This is a genomic window from Winogradskyella litoriviva (assembly GCF_013249065.1).
GTDB classification, from domain to species: domain Bacteria; phylum Bacteroidota; class Bacteroidia; order Flavobacteriales; family Flavobacteriaceae; genus Winogradskyella; species Winogradskyella litoriviva.
The window spans coordinates 36,890-63,521 of the sequence record NZ_JABRWQ010000002.1 but is presented as its reverse complement, the minus strand read 5'-3'; the positions used below and the strand labels follow the sequence as shown (position 1 = coordinate 63,521).

Annotated in this window: 23 protein-coding genes; 14 read left to right on the top strand and 9 right to left on the bottom strand. The window is 30.9% G+C overall.

The genetic code is table 11. The features are described from left to right. Positions 1-122: 122 nt before the first annotated feature. From HNV10_RS04250 to bshA, 10 genes are all read left to right on the top strand, one after another. On the top strand, positions 123-644 hold the full coding sequence (locus tag HNV10_RS04250; protein ID WP_173300113.1) for a PH domain-containing protein: 522 nt from the start codon (positions 123-125) through the stop codon (positions 642-644). After that, positions 631-2,133, top strand: a complete 1,503-nt coding sequence (locus HNV10_RS04245; RefSeq protein ID WP_173300112.1) for a PH domain-containing protein — start codon at positions 631-633, stop codon at positions 2,131-2,133. The genes HNV10_RS04250 and HNV10_RS04245 overlap by 14 nt, the downstream gene beginning before the upstream one ends. A gap of 34 nt (positions 2,134-2,167) precedes the next feature. Beyond that, positions 2,168-2,653: an ABC transporter ATPase gene (locus HNV10_RS04240; protein WP_173300111.1), complete on the top strand. Its 486-nt coding sequence runs from the start codon at positions 2,168-2,170 to the stop codon at positions 2,651-2,653. Between the two features lie 41 nt (positions 2,654-2,694). Further along, positions 2,695-3,918, top strand: a complete 1,224-nt coding sequence (gene serB, locus HNV10_RS04235) for a phosphoserine phosphatase SerB (RefSeq protein ID WP_173300110.1) — start codon at positions 2,695-2,697, stop codon at positions 3,916-3,918. A gap of 88 nt (positions 3,919-4,006) precedes the next feature. Beyond that, positions 4,007-4,444, top strand: a complete 438-nt coding sequence (locus HNV10_RS04230) for a thioredoxin family protein (protein WP_173300109.1) — start codon at positions 4,007-4,009, stop codon at positions 4,442-4,444. Continuing rightward, the gene (locus HNV10_RS04225) at positions 4,434-5,417 is read left to right on the top strand and encodes an FAD:protein FMN transferase (protein ID WP_241695455.1); all 984 of its coding nucleotides are present in this window, start codon (positions 4,434-4,436) and stop codon (positions 5,415-5,417) included. Before HNV10_RS04230 ends, HNV10_RS04225 begins: the two co-directional genes overlap by 11 nt. Before the next feature lie 2 nt (positions 5,418-5,419). Next, complete coding sequence (locus tag HNV10_RS04220) at positions 5,420-5,629, top strand: DUF4266 domain-containing protein (RefSeq protein ID WP_173300108.1); 210 nt, start codon at positions 5,420-5,422, stop codon at positions 5,627-5,629. Between the two features lie 13 nt (positions 5,630-5,642). Beyond that, positions 5,643-7,028: a DUF3570 domain-containing protein gene (locus tag HNV10_RS04215; RefSeq protein ID WP_173300107.1), complete on the top strand. Its 1,386-nt coding sequence runs from the start codon at positions 5,643-5,645 to the stop codon at positions 7,026-7,028. Positions 7,029-7,137: 109 nt separating this feature from the next. Beyond that, the gene (locus HNV10_RS04210; protein ID WP_173300106.1) at positions 7,138-10,095 is read left to right on the top strand and encodes a glycoside hydrolase family 3 N-terminal domain-containing protein; all 2,958 of its coding nucleotides are present in this window, start codon (positions 7,138-7,140) and stop codon (positions 10,093-10,095) included. Positions 10,096-10,251: 156 nt separating this feature from the next. Continuing rightward, positions 10,252-11,388, top strand: a complete 1,137-nt coding sequence (gene bshA, locus HNV10_RS04205; protein WP_173300105.1) for an N-acetyl-alpha-D-glucosaminyl L-malate synthase BshA — start codon at positions 10,252-10,254, stop codon at positions 11,386-11,388. On the opposite strand, the gene HNV10_RS04200 is transcribed toward bshA, so the two are convergent. The 5 genes from HNV10_RS04200 to thrA form a co-directional block, all read right to left on the bottom strand. Then, entirely contained in the window at positions 11,385-11,735 is a 351-nt protein-coding gene (locus HNV10_RS04200) for a ribose-5-phosphate isomerase (RefSeq protein ID WP_173300104.1), read from the bottom strand. The two genes, bshA and HNV10_RS04200, sit on opposite strands and share 4 nt — an antisense overlap. Positions 11,736-11,792: 57 nt before the next feature. After that, entirely contained in the window at positions 11,793-12,125 is a 333-nt protein-coding gene (locus HNV10_RS04195; protein ID WP_173300103.1) for a hypothetical protein, read from the bottom strand. 133 nt (positions 12,126-12,258) lie between these two features. Then, a complete protein-coding gene (thrC, locus tag HNV10_RS04190; RefSeq protein WP_173300102.1) occupies positions 12,259-13,551 on the bottom strand; it encodes a threonine synthase in 1,293 nt (430 codons plus the stop codon). Further along, entirely contained in the window at positions 13,551-14,474 is a 924-nt protein-coding gene (locus HNV10_RS04185) for a homoserine kinase (protein ID WP_173300101.1), read from the bottom strand. Before HNV10_RS04185 ends, thrC begins: the two co-directional genes overlap by 1 nt. A gap of 2 nt (positions 14,475-14,476) precedes the next feature. Continuing rightward, positions 14,477-16,951 carry a bifunctional aspartate kinase/homoserine dehydrogenase I gene (gene thrA / locus HNV10_RS04180; RefSeq protein ID WP_173300100.1) on the bottom strand — a complete coding sequence of 825 codons (2,475 nt, stop codon included), beginning with the start codon at positions 16,949-16,951 and terminating at the stop codon, positions 14,477-14,479. A gap of 397 nt (positions 16,952-17,348) precedes the next feature. Here thrA and HNV10_RS04175 point away from each other — a divergent pair, with 397 nt between their 5' ends. Further along, complete coding sequence (locus HNV10_RS04175) at positions 17,349-18,911, top strand: NAD(P)H-hydrate dehydratase (RefSeq protein WP_173300099.1); 1,563 nt, start codon at positions 17,349-17,351, stop codon at positions 18,909-18,911. Between the two features lie 78 nt (positions 18,912-18,989). Here the strand turns inward: HNV10_RS04175 and HNV10_RS04170 are convergent, their stop codons facing one another. Beyond that, positions 18,990-20,024 (bottom strand): TlpA family protein disulfide reductase, encoded by a 1,035-nt coding sequence (locus HNV10_RS04170; RefSeq protein ID WP_173300098.1) that lies wholly within the window; start codon positions 20,022-20,024, stop codon positions 18,990-18,992. 124 nt (positions 20,025-20,148) lie between these two features. Here HNV10_RS04170 and hutH point away from each other — a divergent pair, with 124 nt between their 5' ends. After that, complete coding sequence (gene hutH, locus HNV10_RS04165; protein ID WP_173300097.1) at positions 20,149-21,678, top strand: histidine ammonia-lyase; 1,530 nt, start codon at positions 20,149-20,151, stop codon at positions 21,676-21,678. 27 nt (positions 21,679-21,705) lie between these two features. On the opposite strand, the gene HNV10_RS04160 is transcribed toward hutH, so the two are convergent. Further along, on the bottom strand, positions 21,706-22,470 hold the full coding sequence (locus HNV10_RS04160) for an SOS response-associated peptidase (protein ID WP_173300096.1): 765 nt from the start codon (positions 22,468-22,470) through the stop codon (positions 21,706-21,708). Positions 22,471-22,539: 69 nt separating this feature from the next. Here HNV10_RS04160 and HNV10_RS04155 point away from each other — a divergent pair, with 69 nt between their 5' ends. Then, complete coding sequence (locus HNV10_RS04155) at positions 22,540-23,679, top strand: lycopene cyclase family protein (protein ID WP_173300095.1); 1,140 nt, start codon at positions 22,540-22,542, stop codon at positions 23,677-23,679. A gap of 35 nt (positions 23,680-23,714) precedes the next feature. Here the strand turns inward: HNV10_RS04155 and HNV10_RS04150 are convergent, their stop codons facing one another. Then, complete coding sequence (locus HNV10_RS04150) at positions 23,715-23,954, bottom strand: hypothetical protein (protein WP_173300094.1); 240 nt, start codon at positions 23,952-23,954, stop codon at positions 23,715-23,717. 8 nt (positions 23,955-23,962) lie between these two features. After that, complete coding sequence (locus HNV10_RS04145; RefSeq protein WP_173300093.1) at positions 23,963-24,421, bottom strand: SRPBCC family protein; 459 nt, start codon at positions 24,419-24,421, stop codon at positions 23,963-23,965. A 256-nt stretch (positions 24,422-24,677) separates the two neighbouring features. Here HNV10_RS04145 and HNV10_RS04140 point away from each other — a divergent pair, with 256 nt between their 5' ends. Beyond that, the gene (locus tag HNV10_RS04140; RefSeq protein ID WP_173300092.1) at positions 24,678-26,627 is read left to right on the top strand and encodes a peptidylprolyl isomerase; all 1,950 of its coding nucleotides are present in this window, start codon (positions 24,678-24,680) and stop codon (positions 26,625-26,627) included. The last annotated feature ends 5 nt before the right edge of the window (positions 26,628-26,632 follow it).

Genomic DNA, 26,632 nt, shown 5'->3' with positions numbered 1-26,632 from the left:
TAATTTTTACCGAATAAGTTATTCTTTTACAGGTGTTTTTGGTTTGTAATCCTGAGGATGATTAACGCATAAAATTGAATTAATTTCAACTTCAACACTTTCAAAAAAACTTATGTTAACCAATGAACTTTACAAACCTTCAAATACAAACCGAAAGCTTACCCAAGGTTGAAGATTTGGTTTTAAAACCAATTTCTAACTCGTACTTAAAAATAATAATTCTCAATAAACTGGCGCTTTATGCTGGTTTAATTGCTTTAGTGTTTGGTTTTAAATATTTTATTGAAAAAAAGGAAGACGTTGAGCTTAATTTATGGTACATGATATTTGTAGTCATAGTATTTTGTATCCTTAATTTAATTGTAAGCTTATTAGCATTTAAAAAACGAAAGTATGCTATAAGAGAGCATGATGTTATTTACTCAAAAGGTATAATTATTCATTCTATGATAACTGTACCAATTTCTAGAATTCAGCATGTTGAAGAATCAAGAAGTTGGTTAGCTAGGCATTTTGGGCTTTCAACACTAAAAATATTTACGGCTGGCGAAACAGGTAGTGATTTAAGTATTAAGGGTTTGCCACATGTAGAAGCAAAGCAAATTAAAGAAATTATTAGCGATAAAATCAATGGAAATAACTGATTTCTCGCAGCCTTTAAGGCAATCTTCTAAAGGTATAATCGTAATTTTTGGGTTCAAGGTCTTTCAGTTTTTTAAGAAATTCTTTGTCCTTTTCATTGCATTTGGAGTGTCCTTAATAAGAGGGAAGTCCTTTGCCAATATTACACCTACAATGATTTTGCTAGGTATTATTGGCATTATAGTTATAATTCTAGTTATTGCTATTTTAAAATATTTAAATTTTAAATTCTATTTAAGTAAAGAGGATTTCCATTTATCCTCTGGAATTATAAATAAAGACACTACTATTATTCCGAAGTCCAAAATTCAGAATGTCTACATTAAACAAAATTTCTTGCAACAAATAATTAATGTTGTTTCTCTTAAAATAGAAACGGCAGGAGATAAAAAATCTGAAATAGAAATAAGTGCATTAGATAGACCAACGGCAATATTACTTAAAAAGAGATTATTTAATAAGTTATCTGTTGCTAGTGAAGAATTAGATTTAGTAGATCACATAGAAGAACCAGAGATTTTCTTTAAAGTAACTTTAAAGCGTTTGTTATTAGAGGGTTTGTCTCAAAATCATTTTAAAAGCTTTTTACTTATTTTCACTTTTGTATTTAGTTTGTATAATGAGTTTGAGGAGTATTTGCAAGAATTGAAACTAGAAGAACATATTGATGACTTTGTTCAACTCGATGAGGATACACTTTTTAATTTACTGATTACAAACGTTATTATTGTAATTGTGGTTGTATTGATTTCGCTTTTATTCTCTGTAGTAAAAACGTTTATTATAAATTTTAATCTCGAAGTTGTTGAGCATCAAAAAACAGTAGAAATAAACAAAGGACTATTCAATAAAGTGTCTTTGAGTTTAATGCCTAGTCGTATTCAGAATTTGGTTATTACAACTAATCGTGTGAAGCAATATTTAGGATTACATAGTTTATCTGTAAAACAAGCAATGGTTAACCAAAAGCAGCAAAAGAATTTTAATATTGTTGCATTAGAGAAGGAACAGCTCAATTATTTAATTAATAAGCTTTTATTAAATTATATTGCTGAAGGTGAAACCGAAAAACCGAGCACTTATTTTATGCGTATTTCGGCTTTGGAAATGTTGTCCTTAGGAATATTAATTAATACAGTTTTATTGTTTTTATTTGGTGTTGAAATGCTATTGATAAATTTTGTGTTTGTTCCATTAGCAGTTTTGTATGTATACTTTGCTTATAAAAAAGCGTATTACAGAATTTCGGATAATTATATTACCATAGGAAGCGGTGTAATAGATACAATTACTAACATTCTTGAAATTCATAAAATTCAAGGCATAAAATTAAAACAAACCTTATTTCAAAAGCGAAGCGGTATTGCTTCTTTGGTGATTTTAACAGCTTCAAAAGCAGTTACAATTCCTTATATCACAAAAACTGAAGCTTTGTCTATTTATAATTACTTGTTATATAAGGTGGAATCTCAAGATAAAAATTGGATGTAAAACCTTATTTTTGTGCTCATAAAAAAAGAAATTTATGCTAGTTGATTTTAATACCTTACCAGAAGAATCTAGAGTCTGGATATACCAAGCCAATCGTTCGTTTTCAGATACAGAATTAGAACAGCTAAATTCGCAGTTAGAAACGTTTATCGAAGCTTGGACAGCACATGGAAAAGATTTAAAAGCTGGCTATAAAATAGTTTACAAAAGGTTTATTGTGATAGCAATGGATCAAAACTTAAATAATGCTACAGGTTGTTCTATAGACTCATCGGTTAATTTTATTCAGCAATTAGAAAAGCAATATAACGTTGATTTAATGGATAAAATGAATGTTTCTTATAAACAAGGTGAATTTATAGCATACAAACCATTGCTAGATTTTAAAAAAATGGCACAACAGAAAGCAGTATCTAAAAACACAATCGTTTTTAACAATTTGGTCACCAATATTGCAGAATTTAATGAAAATTGGGAAGTTCCGGCAAGCGAAAGTTGGCATAGTAGATTTTTAAAATAGATTAGAATATTCATAATCAACAATCATTAACTTAAAGTACAGTGGGAACAGACATTTTTTTACTTAATATTTCAGGACAAGATAAACCAGGTTTAACTTCTAGTTTAACAAGTGTTTTAGCAGAATATGATGCTAAAGTTTTAGATATAGGACAAGCCAATATTCACGATACCTTATCATTAGGTATAATGTTTGAAATAAAATCTGGTAAAAAATCGGCAGCAGTACTAAAAGACTTATTGTTTAAGGCGTATGAATTAGGGATTACAGCTAAATTTTCGCCAATTTCGCTTCAAGATTATGAAAATTGGGTTGGTCTCCAAGGAAAGGATCGTTATATCATAACAATTCTGGGTGAGAAGCTAACTGCAGAACAAATTTCTGAAGTCACAAAAGTAATATCAAGTAGAGATTTAAACATCGATTCTATTAAACGATTAACAGGTCGTTTGTCATTAGTGAAAGAGACAGAATATCCTAGAGCGTCTATTCAATTATCTATTAGAGGTAAAATTGATGATAAATCTAATTTTACTCAGAAAATAATGGATATTTCAAATGAATTAGATGTAGATATTGCTTTCCAAGAAGATAATATTTTTAGAAGAAACAGGCGTTTAGTTTGTTTTGATATGGATTCTACTTTAATTCAAACTGAAGTTATAGATGAACTAGCTGAATTGGCAGGTGTAGGTGATGAAGTAAAAGCGATTACAGAATCTGCAATGCAAGGTGAAATTGATTTTAATGAAAGTTTTAAAAGACGAATGAAACTTTTAGAAGGCTTAAGCGAATCTGTTTTACAAGAAGTTGCAGAACGTTTACCGATTACAAAAGGAGCAAGGCGTCTAATAGATACATTACATAATTACGGATTTAAAACAGCTATTTTATCTGGTGGTTTCACGTACTTTGGCCATTATTTACAGAAAAAATTAGATATCGATTACGTATTTGCTAACCAATTAGAAATTAAAAACGGTGCTTTAACTGGTGGATATCTTGGCGATATTGTTGACGGTAGTAAAAAAGCAGAGTATTTGCAATTACTAGCGGATGATATGGGAATTGATATTAGCCAAACTATTGCTGTTGGTGATGGCGCAAATGATTTACAAATGCTTAACTTAGCAGGACTAGGTATTGCTTTTCATGCAAAACCTAAAGTTAAGGATAATGCACAAAGTTCTATTTCTAGCATAGGATTAGATGGTGTGTTATATTTGTTAGGTTATCACGATCGACATATTGATTTAATAGAATAAACAATAAACACGGAGCAATTACTTTATGTAATTATAATTTATAGGAAGTGTTTACGTTTAATAATAGTTATATAATACAATTTGAACTATGAAAACAAAACTCATATTTATAATATTTCTACTTCTTTCAATTCAAGTATATTCGCAAAATTGGCAAACTGATTTTGAAACATCTAAAGAATTGGCTTCTAAAGGTGATAAAATAATTGTTCTCGTTTTTCAAGGTTCAGATTGGTGTGCACCATGTATTAAATTAGATAGAGAAGTTTGGAATACACAAGAATTTCAAGATTTGGCTAAGGATAAGCTAATAATGTTACAGGCAGATTTTCCTAGACGTAAAAAGAATAAGTTGTCTAATGAACAACAAGAACACAACAATACGTTAGCTGATAAATACAATAAAAATGGATATTTTCCATATGTTGTAATTTTAGATTCTGATGGAAACCAAATAGGTAGTTTAGGCTACGAGAAAACAACACCAACTAAGTATTTCGAAAAAATAGTGTCTTTTGAAGATTAAACTTTTTATATTAAGTGTCTTTATTTATACGTTAGGCTATAGTCAAGATGTATATTCAAAATCTCTAAAATTAATGGGAAGTCGCTTCGATATTTCTGTCGTAGCAAATGATTCTATTGAAGGGCAAAAGTACATTTCATTGGCCATAGATGAAATAATAAGAATTGAGCGTCTTATTTCTTCTTGGGATGAAAACTCACAAACAACTCAAATAAATAAGGCTGCAGGTATAAAAGCTGTAAAAGTTGATTCGGAATTGTTTCAACTTATTCAACGTGCTTTAAAGATTTCAAAACTCACAGATGGAGCCTTTGATATTAGCTATGCGTCTATGGATAAAATCTGGAAATTTGATGGCTCTATGACCAAAATGCCTTCAGAAGAAGCCATTACAAAATCTGTTGAGAAAGTAGGTTATGAAAACATTGTTTTAGATATAGAGAAACAAACTGTGTTTTTGAAGCTCAAAGGTATGAAAATTGGCTTTGGAGCAATTGGTAAAGGTTATGCTGCAGATAGGGCTAAATCTTTACTTATGAGTTCTGGTGTGGTAGCAGGTATAATTAATGCTTCTGGTGATTTAAATACTTGGGGAACACAACCTAATGGAAAAGAATGGATGGTTGCTATTGTGAACCCGCTGAATAAAGAAAAAGTGTTTTCTTGGATGCCAGTTACAAATAGTGCCGTTGTAACTTCTGGTAATTACGAAAAGTATATTACCTTTAATGATGTATTATATTCACATATTATTGATCCAAGAACTGGCTATCCAGCCACAGGAATTTTAAGTGTTACTATTTTTACAAAAAATGCAGAATTAGCAGATGCTTTAGCAACGTCAGTATTTGTGATGGGAGAAGAAGCTGGCTTAAACTTTATAAATCAATTAAAAGGAGTTGAATGCATTATTGTTAATCAAGACAATAAAATTGTATCTTCATCAAATATAGAATTACAAAATAAAGAGTAATTATGAAAAAGCTATTAATAATCGCCTTAATTACAACAACACTTTCATCTTGTGTGGCTGTAAAAGAATACGAGAAAGTAAATTTAAGTGATCCAGATATGGCTTTAGCTCAGAAGAAATTTGATCGCTTTGAAACGAGTTATCAAGTCTATAGAGAAGCTGCATCAGGAGCAAATGGTGGTAAGTCTGGTGGTGGATGTGGTTGTAATTAATAATAGGTATCTAATGAGGAACATCTTATTTTTTGTGTTTATTTCACTTTTTGGGTTTTCATTTGCACAGCAAGACTCAACCAATGTTTATAAAAAAAGAGTTTTAGAAACTACCGAAGTCGATTTTTTAAGTAGTTATTATGCTCAAGAAGGTAACAATGCATCAGTAACTGGTGGAATTGGAACAGAAGAGTTAACAGATTTAACAGGTACAATTGTGGTGAGTATGCCATTAAACGCAGATGATGTACTTACGGTAGATGTTGGTTTTTCAGCTTATACCTCTGCATCGTCTAGTAATGGAAATCCTTTTGACCTTTCAGGTGCTTCTTATCAAGGTAGCCCTTGGGTAACGTCTTCTGGAGCTTCTGCTTCTGATGTTTGGACTAGTTTAAATGCCGATTTTTCACATAGCTCAGATGATAGAAATACCATTTGGAATGCAGATGTTTCTTTTGCAGCAGAATATGATTATACATCAATTGGTTTTGGAGGTGGGTTAACTAAGTTATTTAATGAAAAGAATACCACGTTAGGTATCAGTGGAAAAGTCTATTTAGATACTTGGAATCCTATTTACCCAACAGAGTTAAATGCTTATGACGATGTCAATGGTGATTTAAGCCAAGGATATTTTTATGGAGTTTCAATTTTAGATGAATTTGGTGATATATCTACAGACTGGAGTCCTATTAATGGATTTGAAGTAATAAAAGACAAAGCAAGAAACTCTTACTCACTATCTTTAAGTTTATCTCAAATATTAAGTAAAAATGCTCAGTTTTCTATCTTTTTAGATATTGTGAAACAGCAAGGTTGGCTAGGGAATCCGTTGCAACGTGTTTATTTCTCAGATGTAGATAATTATTATATTGGTAATGCTGCAAGTATTCCAAATTATACTTCTAAAAGTAATACTGATGTTTTTCATTTAGCAGATGATATAGAAAGATTACCTTCAAGCAGATTAAAAGTACCTTTTGGTTTTAGATTAAATTATTATTTAAACGAGATGTTTGTAGTTAGAACTTACTATAGATTTTATTCAGATGATTGGGGAATTCAGTCTCATACATTCAATCTAGAAGTTCCGATAAAGCTTTCAACAAAATTCACTTTATACCCTTCTTATAGATATTATAACCAAACGGAATCTGATTATTTTGCGCCTTATGATTCGCATTTGTCAACAGATAAGTATTATACTTCAGATTATGATTTGTCTAAATTTAATGCAAGTCAATATGGGTTTGGTTTGAGTTACACAGATATTTTTACAAAAGCTCATATTTTTAAATTTGGATTAAAGAGTATAGATTTTAAATACAATTATTACCAACGTAACTCTGGCTTAAGTGCAAATTATGTCGGAATTGGCTTTAAGTTTATTAAAGATTAATTGTATAAAACTTCTTTATAATTCTATCATAAAGTCTTTTTACTTCCTGTTAAAAATGCTAATTTGGCATAATATTCGTTATCATTAATTAAACGATAAAAGATTGCCAATGCGTTACCTTGCCCTTATTCTTATTTGTTTTAGTTTTCAGTTTAATTTTGCACAAGATTATTCTAAAAATCCTCTTCAAACTAAAGATTCTATTCAACAACAAAAATGGGTAGATAGTCTGTATAATTCCATGTCTATTAATGAAAAAATCGGGCAACTATTCATGGTACAGGTATTTTCAAATAAAGGAAAAACTCACGAAAACGGCATAGCCAGTCTTATTAAAAACCAGCATATTGGTGGTTTAATATATTCTAATGGTGGACCAGTTCGCCAAGCAAAATTAAATAACGAGTTACAAGCTGCTTCAAAAATTCCTTTATTAATTGGTATGGATGCAGAATGGGGTTTGAGCATGCGTTTAGATTCTACGTACGCTTTTCCTTGGAATATGACACTTGGTGCAATTTCAGATGATAAATTAGTAGAGCAAACAGGAAGACAGATTGGAGAACATTGCAAACGCCTTGGTGTACATTTTAATTTTGCACCAGCAGTAGATATTAATACCAATCCTAATAATCCAATTATTGGAAATCGCTCTTTTGGAGAAGATAGAGATAATGTTACGGATAAAGGTTTGGCTTTTATGAAAGGGATGCAAAGTGCTGGTACATTAGCAAATGCAAAACACTTTCCTGGTCATGGAGATACTGAAGAAGATTCGCATTTAAAATTGCCAACTATTAATTTTAGTGCACAACGAATAGATTCTATTGAGTTATATCCTTATAGAAAACTGATTAAGCAAGGTTTAGCTAGCGTTATGGTTGCGCATTTAAATGTCCCTAGTTTAGAAAAGAGAAGAGGTTTTCCTTCTTCTTTATCTAAGCATATTGTTACAGATATTTTAAAAGAACAATTAGGCTTTAATGGTTTAATATTTACAGATGCCTTAACAATGAAAGGTGCTGCAGATTATGTAGAAAAAGGCGTAGATGGAACTAATAAGAAAAGTCTAATTAAAGGAGGCGAAATTGATTTAATGGCTTTTTTAGCAGGAAATGATGTGATGCTAATGTCTGAAAACCCAGAAAAAGGTATTGCTAAATTTGTTGAAGCTTTTAATAATGGAACTATTACTGAAGAGCGTTTAGCACATTCAGTAAAAAAAATATTAATGGCGAAATATAAAGTAGGCTTAAACAACTATTCGCCAATTGGAATCTATAATTTAGAAAAAGATTTAAACAGACTTAATGATGATGCACTCTATGAAGAACTCATGGAAAATGCCATTACAGTAGTAAAAAATTCAAATTCATTATTACCACTTAGGGATTTAGAAACTAAGAAAGTTGCTTATGTTTCACTTGGTGACGATTCTGGTTCAGCCTTTTTAGAAGAATTAAAAAAATACACAAAAGTTCACCAAATAAAAGCAGATAAGCTTGATGGTTTAATCACAAAACTTCAAAATTATAATACCGTTGTTGTAGGTTTTCATAAATCTAACGCTAATCCATGGAAGGGATTTAAATTTTCCCAAAAAGAAATGGCATGGCTGTATGAAATTGCGAGAACCAATACCATAATTTTAGATGTATTTGCAAGGCCATACGCTTTAAACGATTTGCTTTCTGTAGAAAATATTGAAGGTATTGTAATGAGTTATCAAAATAGTAAGATTGCTCAAGAAAAATCAGCTCAACTTATTTTTGGTGCAATTGCAGCACAAGGAAAATTGCCTGTGAGTACAGGTCAGTTTTTTCCGGTCGGTACAGGTGAAACTTATAACTCTTTAATGAATTTAAGTTACGGTTTGCCAGAGCGTGTTGGTATGGATTCTAAATTATTAATTAGAATAGATTCAGTCGCCAACCATGCTGTAAATGGTAAAATGACTCCAGGTATTCAATTATTAGTAGCTAGAAAAGGAAAAGTTATTTATAATAAAAACTTTGGTTATCATACCTATTCTAAGAAGAATAAGGTTGATTTTGATGATATTTACGATGTTGCGTCTTTAACTAAAATATTAGCAACATTACCAGTATTAATGGAGTTAGAAGAAAGAGGTTCTTTATCATTAGATGATAAGCTAAGCAAATTAATGCCAGAATTTAAAACAACAAATAAGAAGAATGTTACATTAAAGAAAATGTTGTCGCATTATGCTCAACTTAAGCCTTGGATCCCTTTTTATTATGCTACATTAGATTCAGTTACAAAAAAGCCAAATCCTAAATATTACAGAAAAACGCGGACAAAAGGTTTTGAAGTTGAAGTAACCAATACGCTATTTATGCGAAATGATTATCAAGATTCAATTCAAAAAATTATAAGAGAAAGTGATTTGCTTTCTACATTACGCTATCGCTATAGTGATTTGCCTTATTATATTCTTAAAAATTATCTTGTAGGTTTTTATGATAAACCACTAAGTGAAATTACTCAAGATCGCTTTTATAAATCACTTGGAGCAAATTACACCACTTATAATCCTAGGAAGAAGTTTAGTTTAAAAGACATTGTGCCAACTGAAATAGACGATTATTATCGTTATAAAAAAGTACATGGTTATGTGCACGATATGGGAGCAGCAATGCAAAATGGAGTAGGAGGACATGCAGGTGTTTTTAGTAATGCCAATGACGTAGCTAAAATTATGCAAATGTATTTGCAAAAAGGGTTTTATGGAGGAAAACGCTATCTAAAAAGTGAAACTATAGATAAGTTTAATCATTGTTATTATTGTGATAGTGATAATAGAAGAGGTATAGGCTTTGATAAACCTCAGTTAGGTGATACAGGTCCAACTTGCGGATGTATTTCTATGACTAGTTTTGGGCATTCAGGTTTTACAGGTACTTATGCTTGGGCTGATCCAGAAGAAGAAATCGTTTATATATTTTTAGCTAACAGAACGTATCCTAAAGCAGGTAAAAATTTGTTACTACGAGAAAATATTAGAACCGAAATTCAACGTCTTATTTATGAGGCAATTATAGAATAATAATTAAAATTGAAAGTTAAAAAGGTATTAAAGTTCAGACATGGATTACTCAAAACCTATAACTTTAAAAATTGTTATAGAAGTTAGAAAGCATTCAGAATAAATTACGACTACAAACTGACATTTAACTTTAAATACTTTTTGAATTAAGAATATATGAAAATAGGAATAGTTTGTTACCCAACATTTGGTGGAAGTGGCGTAGTTGCAACAGAATTAGGCTTAGAGCTTTCAAAACGTGGTCACGAAATTCATTTTATTACTTATAGTCAGCCAGTACGACTAGAATTGTTGAGTAGTAATGTTCATTTTCATGAAGTACATGTACCAGAATATCCTCTTTTTCATTATCAGCCTTATGAACTAGCATTATCTAGTAAATTAGTAGATATGGTAAAGTTGCATGGTATAGAATTATTTCATGTGCATTATGCCATTCCTCATGCTTATGCAGCGTATATGGCACAACAAATGTTAGAAGATGAAGGTATTATTGTTCCTATTGTAACCACCTTACATGGTACAGATATTACACTTGTTGGTAGTCATCCATTCTATAAACCAGCTGTTACTTTTAGTATTAATAAATCTGATGCTGTAACTTCTGTTTCAGAAAGTTTAAAGAAAGATACATTACGTTTATTTGATATTAAAAAAGATATTCATGTTGTTCCAAATTTTATAGATTTAGATAAACATGAACCTAAATTTACGGATTGTCAACGTCTAATGATGGCAGATGATAATGAGCGCATAATTACGCATATTAGTAATTTTAGAGAAGTGAAACGAATTCCGGATGTTATTAAGATTTTCTATAATATTCAAAAAGAATTACCTGCAAAATTAATGTTGGTAGGTGAAGGTCCAGAAAAGGAAGGTGCTGAATTATTAGTTGAAGAATTGGGTATTACAGACCGTGTAATATTTTTAGGTAATAGTAATGAAATAGATAGAATATTATGCTTTAGTGATTTGTTTTTATTACCATCAAATACCGAAAGTTTTGGTTTAGCAGCATTAGAAGCTATGGCTAGTGGTGTTCCAGTTATTTCTACTAATACTGGTGGATTACCCGAAGTAAATGAAGATGGTTTTTCTGGTTATTTAAGTGATGTTGGTGCAATAAAAGATATGTCTGCAAATGCCGTAAAAATCTTATCAGATACCAATACGTTAAATAAATTTAAGGCAAACGCAAAAACTCAATCTCAAAAATTTGATTTGCACAATATTGTACCAATGTACGAGAAAATCTATGAAGAAACCTTAAAGAGATTTATGGTTATTTAATTAGACCAAACCGCATAGCCTTCGCGTCTTAATTCTAATGTTATTTGTTCTTCGGCTTTTAAAGCTTCTGCTCTTGTGAAAAAAGGATCAATATGATTGTATAAGCTGGGTCGTAAATACGTACCATATTTTTCTACAATGTTTGATGAGATTTTGTAACCTTTCTTATTTCTATGTCCTGATTTATGTTGAAGAAACCGTTCCTTAGGCGTTTTACTCGTCATGCCAACATACAAACATTCTAAAACACCATTAAACTGTGGGTTGGCTTTTCTAAACTTCGTATTTTCAGTAAATACACGTTTAGAAAGTTCTATAACGTAAATGGTGTAGAGGGTTTTTGGCATTACTAGTATACTTTAACTCTTACTTTTTTAGTAAAAACTAAATTTACACATTTAATCCTATTCATATATAACTTCTAAATCAACATTATATTCATAAAGAGAGTAAGATGTATCAGTTTGTGGGTAAGGTAGTAAGTCGATTAATTCAATGTTAAGGTCTAAAATCGATATGGTATCGGGATAGTTTGAAGTACCATTAATATATCCAGCCGTATTTAACGTGAAATTTAAAGTTTCATTATCCTTCTCAACCTGCATAACAACTACAGCATTACCTTGCCAAAAGCAAAGAACGTCTGTTGGACATCTATTATCTTCAACACCTAATAAGGTTATAGTCGTATTTTGGTCTTGATATATAACTATATCATCGATTGTGTTATCATCCAAATTAGTACAACTTGAAAAAAATATAAACATTAATAATATATAAACAAATCTCTTTTTTAAATTCATAGTTGTGATTTTTTAAATGATAACTATTCATTAGATGCCGAAAGGTTGATTTGGTTGCGTCAAGTTATCACCTTTTCAACAAAAACGCTTTTAAATCTTCATAAGAACTCGCTTTAATTGCTACTTTTTCTTTATCCATTACAGCTTCAATTTGTGGAGGCAAAGGCACTGATTTTTCAATAACTTCTTCAACTACATCTAAGAATTTTGTTGGATGTGCTGTTTCTAAAAATACAACATGTGCATCATTATTTTCTAGGTATTTTTTTGCACCTAAATAACCAACAGCGCCATGTGGATCAGCAATATAATTATAGTCTTTATAGATTTCTAATAACGCTTCTTTGGTTGCTTGGTCTGTAAAACTATAGGATGATAAATTGGCTTTTAATGTATCAAAGTCATTATTATGTAATTCTTGGATGCGTATAAAGTTACTTGGGTTACCAACATCCATAGCGTTACTAATAGTTTGTACCGATGGTTTTGGGTCGTAAGACTGTGTGGCCATATAATTTACAACGGTATCATTAGCGTTATTTGAAGCTATAAAATGCTTTACAGGTAATCCTAATTTTTGAGCCACAATACCAGCACAAATATTTCCAAAGTTTCCACTTGGTACAGAGAACGCAATGTCTTTATGCTTAGATTTTAATTGTTTGTATGTAAATAAAAAGTAGAAGAGTTGTGGCAACCAACGTGCAATATTTATTGAATTTGCAGATGTTAATTGCATTTTGCTAGTCAATTCCTCATCCATAAAGGCACGTTTTACCATGTCTTGGCAATCATCAAAAACGCCATCAACTTCTAAGGCTGTAATATTTTGACCTAAAGTTGTTAATTGCTTTTCTTGTATGTCGCTTACTTTACCACTTGGGTAAAGAATCACAACGTTAACACCTTTAACACCTAAAAAACCATTGGCAACAGCGCCTCCTGTATCTCCAGACGTTGCTACTAAAACAGTGACATCATTAGTATTAGTTTTATTAAAATAGCCTAAACATCTTGCCATAAAACGAGCACCAACATCTTTGAAAGCCATGGTTGGTCCATGAAACAACTCAAGTGTAGAAATATTTTCATTTATTTCAACTACTGGAAAATCGAAATTCAACGTCTCTTCAACAATTGTTTTTAAAACGTCCTCAGGAATCTCAGGTACTATGAACTGCTTAATCGCTTCGAAAGCAATTTCTGTGTTTGATTTATCCTCAATGGTTTCAAAAAATGAAGCCTCTAAAGGTGTAATCGATTCAGGGAAATATAAACCTTTATCTGGTGCAAGTCCTCGGACTACGGCATCTGCGAAGGTTGTATTTGGTGCTTTTCTATTTAGTGAGTAATAATTCATTATAATATTTTTATACCTTGGGTATTAATTTTAGAAACGTAAGTTTCAAATTGTATGTTAGATTTTGAGTATACATTCTGCATGGCTAACTGAACAGCTTTGGCAGTAGCTTCACTTTTACTCAATGCAAAAATTGAAGGACCAGAACCAGAAATAGCGCAACCTAAAGCTCCAGATTCTAAAACTGCTGATTTTACGTCATCAAAATGTGGAATGAGTTGTTTTCTGTAAGGCTCTATAACCACATCGTTTAAAGATTCTTTTATTAAATCGTAATCCGATGTGTGCAAAGCATGAACCAGGCTTCCAACATTTGCCCATTGTGTAATGGCATTACTTAATGGAATTTCTTTTGGAAGAATTGCTCTAGATTCCGATGTTTTAATTTCTATTTGTGGATGGATTAATGTCGCAAATAAATCGGAAGGTGTTGGTAATTCCAACACTTTTAAAGGACACGCACTTTTTACTAATGTAAAACCACCAAAAATAGCTGGCGCTAAATTATCTGCATGTTCGCATTTACTAGCTAAGGCTTCGCCTTTCATAGCATAGTTAGTCAATTCAGTATTGTTTAATGGATTGCCTAATAAGGCGTTCATTCCAAAAACACTTCCTGCTGCACTTGCTGAACTACTACCAATACCACTGCCTGGTTTTATTTTTTTGTAAATTTCAATTTCGAATCCACAGTCTGGTTGTAAAGCATTGTACATGGCTAATGCCGAAACACCAGCAACGTTTTTTTCTGCTTCAAAAGGAAGGTCGTAACCTTCAATCTTTGTAATTTTAATTCCTTTTGCTTCTGTTTTTCTTATCACCATTTCATCTCCAATGGTATCTAAACAAAAGCCAAGGACATCAAATCCACAAGCGACATTGGCAACTGTTGCAGGCGAAAATATTTTGATTTCGTTTTTCATGCTTAATTATTAGCGATTCTTATAATGTCTGCAAACAAACCAGAAGCCGTAACATCTGCACCAGCACCAGCACCTTTAATAATCATAGGTTGTTCTGGATAACGTTGTGTGTAAAACATAACGATATTATCTTTTCCTTTTAGGTTATAAAATGGATGACCTTCTGGTATTTCTTTTAATCCTACTTTAGCTTTTCCGTCGTTAAACTCGGCAACAAATTTTAGTTGACAATTTTTATCTTCAGCAGATTTAAATAAGCTTTGGTAATAAGCTTCGTCTGTTTTTAAAGTTTCAAAGAAATCATCAACAGAAGACGCATTCATTGCTGCATCAGTTAAGAAATTATCACTTTCTAAATCGGCAAGCTCAATAGCGTGTCCACTTTCTCTAGCTAAAATTAAGACCTTACGTGCTACATCAATTCCACTTAAATCAATTCTTGGGTCAGGTTCTGTGTAACCTTCTTCTTGTGCTTGTTTTACCACATCATAAAATGTAGTTTCAGCATTAAAGTTATTGAATATAAAATTTAGGCTACCAGATAAAACAGCTTGTATGGTATTTATTTTATCTCCAGAAGTTATTAAATGACTTAATGTGTCAATAACTGGTAAGCCAGCACCTACATTGGTTTCAAATAAGAATGAAGCATTGTATTTACGCGATAAAGCTTTTAACTCATTATAGTATTCAATATTTCCAGAACATGCAATTTTGTTGCATGCGACAACAGAAATACTTTGTTTTAAATATTCACCATAAATATTAGAAACCGCTTCGTTTGCAGTAATATCTACAAAAACAGAGTTTCTTAAATTTAAGGATTTTGCATGCTGAAAGAAACCATCTAAACTTGCTGTTTCGCCAGCTTCTAATTGTTCTTTCCAGTTTTTAAGATTAATCCCTTCATCATTTACAACCATTTTTCTTGAGTTTGATAAACCTGCAACTCTTAGGTTGATTTTAAAGTTCTCTTTAACGTATGCTTTTTGTTGTTTTATTTGTTCTATAAGTCGTTCGCCAACATTACCTACACCTGTAATAAACAGATTAATTTGTTTCGTTTTTATCTCAAAAAACTGTTCGTGTAAACTATTTAAAGCTTTTTTTACATCGTTTTTATGAATAATAGCAGAAATATTACGCTCAGACGCACCTTGTGCAATCGCTCTAATATTAACGTTGTTCTTGCCAAGCGTACTAAACATTTTGCCGCTAATACCTTGATGACTTTTCATTTTATCACCAATTACTGCGATGATAGATAAGTCTGTTTCAACAACAATTGGGTCTATTTTTTGCAATGCTATTTCGTATTCAAAAACCGTATCAATAACTTCTTTAGCACGTTGTGCATCATTTGCAGAAATACCAAAACATATAGAATGTTCCGAAGACGATTGAGTTATTAATATGATATTAATCTTCTCTTGAGCAAGTGTTTCAAAAAGTCGTTTGCTAAAGCCTGGAACACCAACCATTCCGTTACCTTGTAATGTTAATAAAGCAATATTTTCTATATTACTAATCCCTTTTACGGGTGAAATATCATTATTGGCAATGTTTTTAGTAATTGTAGTACCTATGGCATCTGGTTCCATAGTATTTTTAATAACAATAGGTATTTGTTTTTTAAGCACAGGCATCACAGTAGGAGGATACAGAACTTTTGCACCAAAATGAGATAACTCTACAGCTTCTTGATATGATAACTCAACAATAGGAGATGCTTGTTTTACCAATTTAGGATTAGTTGTGTACATACCACTAACGTCTGTCCAGATTTGTAATTCTTCGGCATCCATAGCAGCGGCAATAATTGCAGCTGTATAATCTGATCCACCACGACCTAATGTTGTAATTTCTCCATGTGCTGACTTTGAAACAAAACCAGGGAATAAAACAATTGAATTAGAATTAGTGCTAAAGAAATCTTGGATATTAGTATTGGTAACATCAAAATTAACAATGGCATTATTAAAGTTAGAATCTGTAACAATAACCTCTTGTGAGTTTTTTAGTGCAGCATCTAAATTTCTAGATTTTAAAGTGTGAAAAATTATAGTAGACGATAAAGCTTCACCAAAACTTAATAATTTATCTTTTGTTTTTGGTGATAATTCATTAATAAGGTAAATACCGTTAAGAAGACTTTTTAGGTCGTTTAATTTTTCAGAAATTATGTCGCGTAATTCATCTTGATGTCTTTGTAATACTTGGTTGTTTTCAGTATTTTCAAATAAGCCTTCAATAACTTTATTGTGTATAGACCAGATAACATCGTATTTCTGTTTATAGTCTTCTTTTTTTGCACATGCTAAATTTGCAGCCTCTAATAATTTATCTGTAATGCCTCCAACGGCAGAGACTACAACGGCAATGTTAGTGTTTTTAGATTGTTGGTCTAATATATTTATAACTTTATTTATGTTTTCGGCTGAACCAACTGATGTTCCACCAAATTTTAGAACTTTCATATTTTTATGTAATTTAAGAGAATAAAATGTCTGTATAGACAAAAAGGGACGAAGTGCATATTATAAATTACCCCAAAGGGTAATAATAGTTGAAATAAAAAACATAGAAATAGATGTACTTATTGTACCTACCATTGTGTTTGCTGATATGTTTGTTTTTTTATTCATTACTACATGTCAAAAGTATTATTTTTACCACAATAAAAAAACTTATATATCCTTTTTAGGGAATTTGTAAAAAAGGCCTGGTCTTTGCATTTTTATTGAATTATTTGCAGCAATTTGCAATGAGTATTAAATTATTCATATGAAACTTGTATATGTCTTAGTTAAATTCTTATTTCCTAATTGTTGGATAACCTATTTGGATACATTTTAAAAAAAATATTAAAAACAAATGAAATTATTTTCTAAAGAACAAATTTATCAAGGAGATAAATTAACCACAGAACGTCAAAAAATTACTTCTACAGATTTAATGGAGCGTGCCGGAATTCAAATTTTTAATTGGATACACACACGTATGCAAGGAGCGCAAGTGCCAATTCATGTGTTTTGTGGTATAGGAAATAATGGAGGTGATGGTTTGGTGTTGGCTAGACATTTGGTAACGCATGGCTATAATGTAGTAACCTATATTGTAAATTGTAGTGATAAACGTTCTAAGGATTTTCTTATTAATTATGACCGCATAAAAAACGTCTCAAAGGAATGGCCAAAAATGCTTAGTTGTAAAAATGATTTTTCAGAAGTCATCATAAAAGAAGAAGATATTATTGTTGATGCTGTTTTTGGTATTGGATTAAATCGTCCTCCAAATGATTGGGTTAAAGCTTTGTTTGAGCAATTTAGAATTTCAAAAGCATTTACACTATCTATAGATATTCCATCAGGTTTATATACAGATAAATCTGTTGCAGATGAAAAAGATGTTGTAAATGCTAATTACACTTTAAGTTTTCAATCTCCAAAACTAGTATTCTTTTTACCAGAAACTGCTAAATATACTGTACAATGGGAAGTACTGGATATTGGTATTGATCGCGAATATTTAATAAATACGGATACAGAGGTAGAGCTTATTTCTAAAAATGAAGTATTGCCATTGTATAAACCTAGACAAAAATTTTCTCATAAAGGCGATTTTGGCCATGTATTAATATTGGGAGGCAGTTATGGTAAAATTGGAGCTGTTAATTTAGCTAGTAGATCGGCATTAAGTTCTGGTGCAGGTTTGGTTACTGCTTACATTCCAAAATGCGGTTATCATAGCTTGCAAACTTCAATTCCTGAAGTTATGGTAGTTACGGATGGTGATGAAACTCATATAGCAAATATCAGTTTTGATATAGAGCCAACCGTAATTGGAGTTGGAGTAGGATTGGGCACGTCTGCTAGAACGGCAAAAACCTTTGAAACTTTTTTAAAGTCCAATAAAGCACCGTTAGTTATTGATGCAGATGGAATAAACTTGTTATCTAAAAAGAAAGCTTTATTAAAATTGCTGCCAGAGCAGACTATTATTACACCACATCCTAAAGAGTTAGAACGCTTAATTGGAAAATGGTCTAATGATTTTGAAAAGCTTGAGAAGGTAAAAGATTTTTCAAAGAAATATAATGTTATTGTGCTTATAAAAGGTGCAAATTCAATTACGGTATATCAAGATAAATTTTATATAAATACTACAGGAAATCCTGGTATGGCTACAGCAGGATCTGGAGATGTTTTAACAGGAATTATTTCTGGTCTCATAGCTCAAGGTTATGAACATTTATCAGCAACAATATTTGCGGTATATCTTCATGGAAAATCTGCGGATATTGTATTAGAGGATTATGGTTATCAAAGTCTTATAGCAAGTCATATAATCGATGGTGTAGGTAAAGCATATATGGATTTGTTTAAGCAACCAGAGCAACCTAAAGAGGTAGAACAAAAAGAAGAAACACCGCAATAAAGATTGAAAAATTAAAGTAAAAAAGCCTGTCTATAATTATATAGACAGGCTTTTTTATAATTGAATAGTTGTTAAAGTTTACAACAATTCGTTTAGTAATTTTACTAATGCAGGATTAGATGGTCTAGGAGCATCCGCACTTACAATATTTCCATTAGGGTCAATTAATATAAATCTTGGGATAGAAGTTACCTGATAACTTGTCATAAAATCAGAAGAAAAAGCTTTATCTGCTATTAGTTGAACACCACCTAATTCTTTATCTACAATCATTTTTTTCCAACCTTTATAAGCAGCTGCAGCATCATTTTTGTAACCACGTCCATTATCTACAGATATACTGACAAATTCAATGTTTTTATCATGAAACTGTTCTTCAACTTTTTTAAGCGAAGGAATTTCTTTAATACAAGGACCACACCATGTTGCCCAAACATCTATATATACATATTTTCCTTTAAAATCAGAAAGCGATGTATTTCCTCCAGCATTGTTTTCATAGTTTTTAAAATCAGGCGAAGGAGAGCCTTTAGGCATAGCAGAACGTGCTGCTAACTTACCAGTCATAAATCGAGTGACCTGGCTTAATGTTGTATTTACATTCTTGTCCATCATAGCGATGTGTGTAGAATCTACTTCAGAATATTTTGTTTTTAATCCTTCGTAATCTGCTTTGTAGGCTTTAGTAGCATTATCAAAATCTTCCTTACTACCATTAGCAATAAGCACTTCGTTAAAATGCTTTTTAGCAAGTAAAAATGATTTTAATGAAAAATTATTAATATCAGAGGCATCACCTTTAAATTCCATTGAATCTACAAAAGAGTTGTAATCTGTTTCAAAAGAAGTAACATTATTATTTTTTAGATAAATTGGGCCAAATTCTTTTCCATGTTGAAAATTATAGTCACCAGCGACTACTTTAAGGGTGTCTTCAAAAGACCCGTCATCATTTAAGTTAATAATTTTTTCGTAATTCCTTCCTTGAAATATTTTAAGCGTTTTACTTTCATCCGGATTTGCAATTTTACCAGAAAGTGTTACATAGTCCTTTGGTTCTCCCTTACAGGCAAATAAAGCAGCTGCAATACAAAATATTAATAGTTTTTTCATAATAGGTATTTTTCGAATGCAAAAATAAACATTAAAAGCCAAAAACAAAGACAGAATGAATTATTAACAAAACCTTGTAAACTGCAAAATTATTCTCAATTTTGAATACTAAATATTTCAATTAATGGATAATTATCATATCATCTCTACTGATTCGCTAGATATAGTAACAATTTATAATATCTTTTATGAAAATAAAAAGCTTAAACTTTCCGAAGATGCTATAAATAGTATAAAAAAGTGTAAAGTCTATTTAGATAATAAATTAGCGAACAATAAAAAACCAATGTATGGCATAAATACTGGTTTTGGTTCATTGTATAACGTAAAGATTTCTGATTCAGATTTAAGTCAATTACAAAAAAACTTGGTAATGTCTCATGCTTGTGGAACTGGAGAGCGTGTGCCAGAATCTGTAGTTAAAGTAATGTTATTGTTAAAAATTCAATCCCTGAGTTATGGTCATAGTGGTGTGCAATTGGCAACGGTTAATAGACTGATAGATTTTTTTAATAATGATATTTTTCCTTTTGTTTTTACGCAAGGTTCACTTGGAGCATCTGGTGATTTAGCGCCCTTAGCTCATTTGGCATTGCCGTTATTAGGAAAAGGAAAGGTAGTACATAATAATAATGAATATGAGGCATCAACACTTTTAGAAAAATTTAATTGGCAACCAATTTCACTTGAAGCAAAAGAAGGTTTAGCCTTATTAAATGGAACTCAGTTTATGAGTGCTTATGGTGTTTATTTGTTATTAATGTCTCATAAAACATCTTATCTAGCAGATATTATAGCTAGTATTTCATTAGATGCTTTTGATGGACGTTTAGATCCTTTTCATGATTTAGTCCATGCTGTAAGACCTCATCCAGGTCAGCGTAAGGTGGCAAGACGTTTTAATGAGTTTTTAAAGGGAAGTGAGCTGATTTCTCGCGAAAAAGAGCATGTACAAGATCCATATTCTTTCCGTTGTATTCCGCAAGTTCATGGTGCAACAAAAGACACACTTGATTTTGTAGAAAAAGTAATACTAACAGAGATTAATTCTGTTACCGATAATCCAAATATTTTTCCGGATGAAGATTTAATTATTTCTGGTGGAAATTTTCATGGTCAACCTTTAGCATTAGCCTTAGATTATTTAAAAATAGCAATGGCAGAAATCGGAAACATTTCTGAGCGACGAGTTTTTCAATTAGTTTCTGGTTTAAGAGGATTGCCAGCATTTTTAGTAGATAATCCTGGGCTTAATTCTGGTTTTATGATTCCGCAATATACCGCAGCAAGCATTGTTAGTGCAAACAAACAACTTGCAACACCTGCAAGTGTAGACAGCATTGTGTCTAGTAATGGACAAGAAGATCATGTAAGTATGGGAGCAAATGCAGCAACACAAGCTTATACTTTAGTAAAAAATGTTGAGCGCGTAATTGCCATAGAATTGATGAATGCTTCACAAGCGATAGAATTTAGAAGACCATTAAAAACATCACCTTTATTAGAATCGTTTTTAGAACAATACCGAAAAGTAGTTCCTTTTATAAAAGTAGATGAAGTGTTGCACGATGATATTCAAGCTTCAATTCAGTTCTTAAAAGATGTTGATATAGAAATAGATGAGTTGTTTCTAAATCACTATGATTTAAAGTAATTTTTAATCATTTGTAGTTAAAAAGTTTTAAAATATTAAGTCTTTATATAAAAACGCTTCAGATACAGTTTCTGTGTTGCCGAGATATGTTTTGCCCCTTAATTTATTTACTGTATGTGCTTTTAATTCAACTTCAGGTTCATTTTTTATTAGAATTTGTAGTTTTTTAACATCAGACGCACTACCAATTGAGTTTAGCCAAAAATCTTCAAATTTTGTTGGTAAAATTAAAGGCATTCGTGGTTCCTTGAGTTTAGGGTTATTATGAATTTTAGTCATTAAAGCATTACCTTGGGTCGTAACAATAGTAAATGTGTTTAGTGTGCCACCATGCTCAGGATGTATCCATTCACTCCATAAACCGGCTAAAGCAATAGGTTTGTTGTCTATTCTTTGAACAAAAAAGGGATAAATGTTTTTATTATAATGGTGATGTTCGTAAAAGCCATCAATATAAATAATACAACGACTATTGTTAGCAGATGGTTTAAAGGATGGTTTTTCAAAAATGGTTTCACTTCTAGCATTAAGTGTACTATTCCATATTTTTTGTAATTGTAAATTGTCTTTTACCCAATTAGGGACTAATCCCCAAGTTGCTACCATTGGAAAATCTGGAGATTCATTAGTATAAATTAATAGTTCTGGATGAGAAAATCCTGATACATGAAAAAGAGGCAAGTCAGTTAAGGGTATTAGTCTTTCTAAAATCTCACTTACTGCAGACAAATCACCTTTACGTTGTGCGCGTTTCAGTTGTGCTTCTGTGCTTGCTTTAATATCGTAACACATTTGGTTTGTTTTATATAAATTTAATAATAAAATCAACTAATTTTACATTTCAAATTCTATATTTTAAACTTGAAAACATACGATTATATCATTTTAGGTGCAGGAGCATCTGGTTTAATGTTAGCCTACAGGATGGCTAATGATACTTTTTTTAAAGACAAATCAATTTTAATAATTGATAAATCTAAAGATAAGGGGAATGATAGAACTTGGTGTTTTTGGGAAACAAAGGATGGTGAATGGGACGAAATTGTAACCAAATCTTGGGATAAAATTTTTTTCGGTAGTACTGATTTTACTAAATCTATACCAATTACACCATATCGTTATAAAATGATTAGGAGTGAAAATTATTACAACAAATTATGGGGAGTTTTAAAGACTAAACCAAATATTACTTTTAAAGAAGAGTTAATCGTTAGTTTTAAGGAAGTTGAAGGTAAAGTTCAAGTTACCACATCAAAAGAAAACTATATTGGATTAAAACTTTTTAATAGTATTCCTAATCCTAAAACTTATCAATCTCAAAAAAAGTATCCTTTAATTCATCAGCATTTTGTGGGTTGGTTTATTGCGGTTGAAGATGAATTATTTGATGATTCTAAAGCCACGTTTATGGATTTTTCTGTGCCACAAAATGGAAATACAAGGTTTATGTATGTTTTACCGTTAGATAAAAACAATGCGTTATTTGAATATACTTTATTTTCTAAAAATTTACTAGAAATCTCTGAATACGAGCATGCTATAGTAGATTATTTAAATAATAACAATATTAAAGAATACAAAGTTTTAGAAGTTGAAAAAGGGAATATACCAATGACATCTTTTAAATTTTCAGAATTAAATTCTAAACATATTTTAAACATTGGTACAGCTGGTGGCTGGACAAAAGCTAGCACAGGATATACGTTTAAAAATACTACAAAAAAAACGAAGGATGTCGTTGCATTTTTAAAACAAAAGGATGATTTTTCTAAGTTTTATAAAGCATCTAAATTTTGGTTTTATGATTTAATCTTTTTAGATGTTTTAGCTAATTATAATGCAGAAGGTTCTGCTCTGTTTTCTTCAATGTTTAAGAAAGCTAAAATTAAAACTATCTTTAAATTTTTAGATGAAGAATCTTCTTTAATTGAAGACTTAAAAATTATATTATCAGTACCTTCAAAACGATTTATACAAGCGTTTTTTAAACGACTTTTTTAGAAAAAAATTTTGTGATAACAAGATATATTAACAATCTATTTTCCTAAATAAACTTGTCCACGATGCGGTTTTAAAGCATCTCTAATGGGTTTCATTTCAGATTCGGCAACTACTAAATATGCTAAAGTATGCATATCACTTATAGTTTCTGTGCCAACTGTAGTAATGTTGAGTTGGTTGTTGGTAATATATTCTTTTAAATGAATAACATGATGTTCTGCTGTTTTCTCAGCAACCATACCTCTAAAGTCCCAAATTAGTTTTAATTGTCGCATTTTTATTTTTAATTAGTAGAAAGGACTGAGATACCATTTTCAACAAAATTTTTGAAATTAGTTAAATACGTTTTTGTCTGTTTTTTAAAGGCTCTTGGCATAAAAAACAGCATAGCACTCATTTTAAAACTAGTAGGCTGAAATTCGTTTTTAGAAATCCAATAAGTATAATTTTCTTCCGTAACTTTAAAATAGTTTTCTTGGATATTTCTAACACCTTTAGTAGTGTAAGATGCATGATACTCATATGGAAAGTTTTGTTTTGTAACCGTTTCAATGATTTCCATTTTACGTTTACCAAAGCTATAACTTAATTTCATTGTTGCACCAAGTTCACTTGGTTGGCCAGAAATATGTTCGGTGCTCACTAAGCCATTTTGCCAGTGCTTTAAATTTTCCGAAGAGTCTAGTTTTTCTATAACTTCTGAAATGGGCTTTTTAATAAGTATTTCAGTGGTGTATTGCATTCTGAGGGATTTTAAACAAATATAGATAATGAGTTTGCAATTATTTTAACTAATCGACGTTTTTATAGTTTTATTTGTTAAAATCAATGCTAAACTTTAAGAGATGTTAAACTAGTATGATTTTTACTACGTAACTAGCCACTGCTTTAAAAATATTGCAATTCAATCAGCTTGTTAAATAAGCTATTTATGTTATTTTTGCTCAGTTTGAAAAAATTATCATTCACATAAAAATTTCATATTAAAAACAGATTAAATGAAGTCATTAAAATTTAAGTGTTTATTAGTGGTGCTTATTGCACTCAACTTTTCGTTTTCTCAAGATAAAGATGAAGTTCTTCTAACAGTAGGCGATGAGTCTGTAAAGGTATCAGAGTTTTTAAGAGTTTACAATAAAAATATAGATTTAGTAAGGGATGAAAGTCAAAAGGATATAGACGGTTACTTAAAATTATTTACAGAATATCAGTTAAAATTACAAGAAGCTAAACGTCTAAAGTTAAATGAAGACAAGAAATATCAACGTGAATTTTCAAGATATAAGAAACAATTAATTAAAAATTATATTTCTGAAAATAAAGTTACGGAAGAGTTGGTTAAAGAAGCATATGAGCGAAGTAATTTAGATGTTAATGCATCTCATATTTTAGTGCGTTTAGATGCTTCAGCAAAAGATACTATTGCCGCTTATAATGAAGTATTGGCTCTAAAAGAACAGGTTTTACGAGAGGGTTATGATACTGTTAAAGCCAAAAAACATAACGGACAAACTATTTTCTTAGAAGATTTGGGTTATTTCTCAGCTTTTAAAATGGTGTATGATTTTGAAACTGCCGCTTACAATACACCTGTTGGTGAAATTTCCATGCCTTTTAGAACCCAATTTGGTTATCATGTGGTTAAAGTAAATGACAAACGTCTCTCTAGAGGTACAATTACTGCGTCACATATTATGGTGAATTTAACCCAAAAAGATTCGTTATTAAACCCAGAAGAACGTATTAATTCAATTTATAAAAAAATTGAACAAGGAGAAAGTTTTGAGGCATTAGCCAAGCAATTTTCTGACGATAAGAGCTCTGCAAATAATGGAGGTAAATTAACACCTTTTAAAAGCGGGCAATTGAGTTCTTTAGAATTTGAAGACCAAGCATTTGCTCTAAAGAATAATGGAGATATTAGTGAGCCTTTCAAAACAGCTTTTGGTTGGCATATTGTAAAGCGTATAGATTTAGAGCCATTGGCACCGTATGAAGATGTAAAAGCCGCTTTTATAACAAAAGTTCAAAGAGATTCTAGATCTAAGTTAATTAATGAAGCTATGGTTTCTAAGCTGAAGAAAAAATATGAAATTACATATAATCCTGAAGCAAAATCTTATTTCACAAGATTATTAAATGATAAGTTTTATAACCGAGCATGGGAATTACCAGAAGATTTAAAAGGAAATGAAGCTATTTTTACTATTAATAATAAACCTTTTACATACGAGGCTTTCGCCAAACAGTTGTTTAATTCTCAGCGTTTATATGCCGGAAATAAACTTCCGTTTTCAAGTATAGTAGAGAAAGAATATAATAACTTTTTTGAAACTTCAATTTTTAAATACAGAGAAGAAAATCTAGAATTTGAAAATGAAGATTATGCAAATATTTTAAAAGAATATAGAGACGGATTACTGCTATTTGATTTAATGGAGAAGGAAATATGGAACAAAGCATCTAAAGATACGGTTGGTTTAGAGAATTATTATAACAACAATAAATCAAACTATCAATGGGAAGATAGAGTAGATGTAGTTATAGCAACATCATCAGATAAATCTAATTTAAAGAAATTAAGAAAGCTGATGAAGAAAGGAAAGTCGCAAGAGGATATAAAGAAAACTTTAAATAAAGGTGATGAGCAAAACGTAATTTTTACTAAAGGACTTTATAGTATTACTAATCCTATTTTGCCACCAGGATTTGAGGCTAAAAAAGGACTTTCGGAGGTATACAATAATCATAACGAAGCATTTCATATTATAGATGTAAAAGAAGTAATACCAGCGAGAGTAAAAACTTTTGACGAAGCTAAAGGTAAAGTTACAAATGATTACCAAACGATTTTAGAAGAAAATTGGGTTAAGAGTTTGTATAATCGTTATAAAGTTGAAATTAATACAGAAGCTTTAAATTCTATTAAATCTAAGATTGATAAATAATTTTT

What these genes read in the sequence shown, in the direction of transcription:
- HNV10_RS04250 (WP_173300113.1), top strand. Translation starts at nt 123, where the DNA reads ATGAACTTTACAAACCTTCAAATACAAACCGAAAGCTTACCCAAGGTT.
- HNV10_RS04245 (WP_173300112.1), top strand. Translation starts at nt 631, where the DNA reads ATGGAAATAACTGATTTCTCGCAGCCTTTAAGGCAATCTTCTAAAGGT.
- HNV10_RS04240 (WP_173300111.1), top strand. Translation starts at nt 2,168, where the DNA reads ATGCTAGTTGATTTTAATACCTTACCAGAAGAATCTAGAGTCTGGATA.
- HNV10_RS04230 (WP_173300109.1), top strand. Translation starts at nt 4,007, where the DNA reads ATGAAAACAAAACTCATATTTATAATATTTCTACTTCTTTCAATTCAA.
- HNV10_RS04220 (WP_173300108.1), top strand. Translation starts at nt 5,420, where the DNA reads ATGAAAAAGCTATTAATAATCGCCTTAATTACAACAACACTTTCATCT.
- HNV10_RS04215 (WP_173300107.1), top strand. Translation starts at nt 5,643, where the DNA reads ATGAGGAACATCTTATTTTTTGTGTTTATTTCACTTTTTGGGTTTTCA.
- HNV10_RS04210 (WP_173300106.1), top strand. Translation starts at nt 7,138, where the DNA reads ATGCGTTACCTTGCCCTTATTCTTATTTGTTTTAGTTTTCAGTTTAAT.
- bshA (WP_173300105.1), top strand. Translation starts at nt 10,252, where the DNA reads ATGAAAATAGGAATAGTTTGTTACCCAACATTTGGTGGAAGTGGCGTA.
- HNV10_RS04200 (WP_173300104.1), bottom strand. Translation starts at nt 11,735, where the DNA reads ATGCCAAAAACCCTCTACACCATTTACGTTATAGAACTTTCTAAACGT.
- thrC (WP_173300102.1), bottom strand. Translation starts at nt 13,551, where the DNA reads ATGAATTATTACTCACTAAATAGAAAAGCACCAAATACAACCTTCGCA.
- HNV10_RS04185 (WP_173300101.1), bottom strand. Translation starts at nt 14,474, where the DNA reads ATGAAAAACGAAATCAAAATATTTTCGCCTGCAACAGTTGCCAATGTC.
- thrA (WP_173300100.1), bottom strand. Translation starts at nt 16,951, where the DNA reads ATGAAAGTTCTAAAATTTGGTGGAACATCAGTTGGTTCAGCCGAAAAC.
- HNV10_RS04175 (WP_173300099.1), top strand. Translation starts at nt 17,349, where the DNA reads ATGAAATTATTTTCTAAAGAACAAATTTATCAAGGAGATAAATTAACC.
- HNV10_RS04170 (WP_173300098.1), bottom strand. Translation starts at nt 20,024, where the DNA reads ATGAAAAAACTATTAATATTTTGTATTGCAGCTGCTTTATTTGCCTGT.
- hutH (WP_173300097.1), top strand. Translation starts at nt 20,149, where the DNA reads ATGGATAATTATCATATCATCTCTACTGATTCGCTAGATATAGTAACA.
- HNV10_RS04160 (WP_173300096.1), bottom strand. Translation starts at nt 22,470, where the DNA reads ATGTGTTACGATATTAAAGCAAGCACAGAAGCACAACTGAAACGCGCA.
- HNV10_RS04150 (WP_173300094.1), bottom strand. Translation starts at nt 23,954, where the DNA reads ATGCGACAATTAAAACTAATTTGGGACTTTAGAGGTATGGTTGCTGAG.
- HNV10_RS04145 (WP_173300093.1), bottom strand. Translation starts at nt 24,421, where the DNA reads ATGCAATACACCACTGAAATACTTATTAAAAAGCCCATTTCAGAAGTT.
- HNV10_RS04140 (WP_173300092.1), top strand. Translation starts at nt 24,678, where the DNA reads ATGAAGTCATTAAAATTTAAGTGTTTATTAGTGGTGCTTATTGCACTC.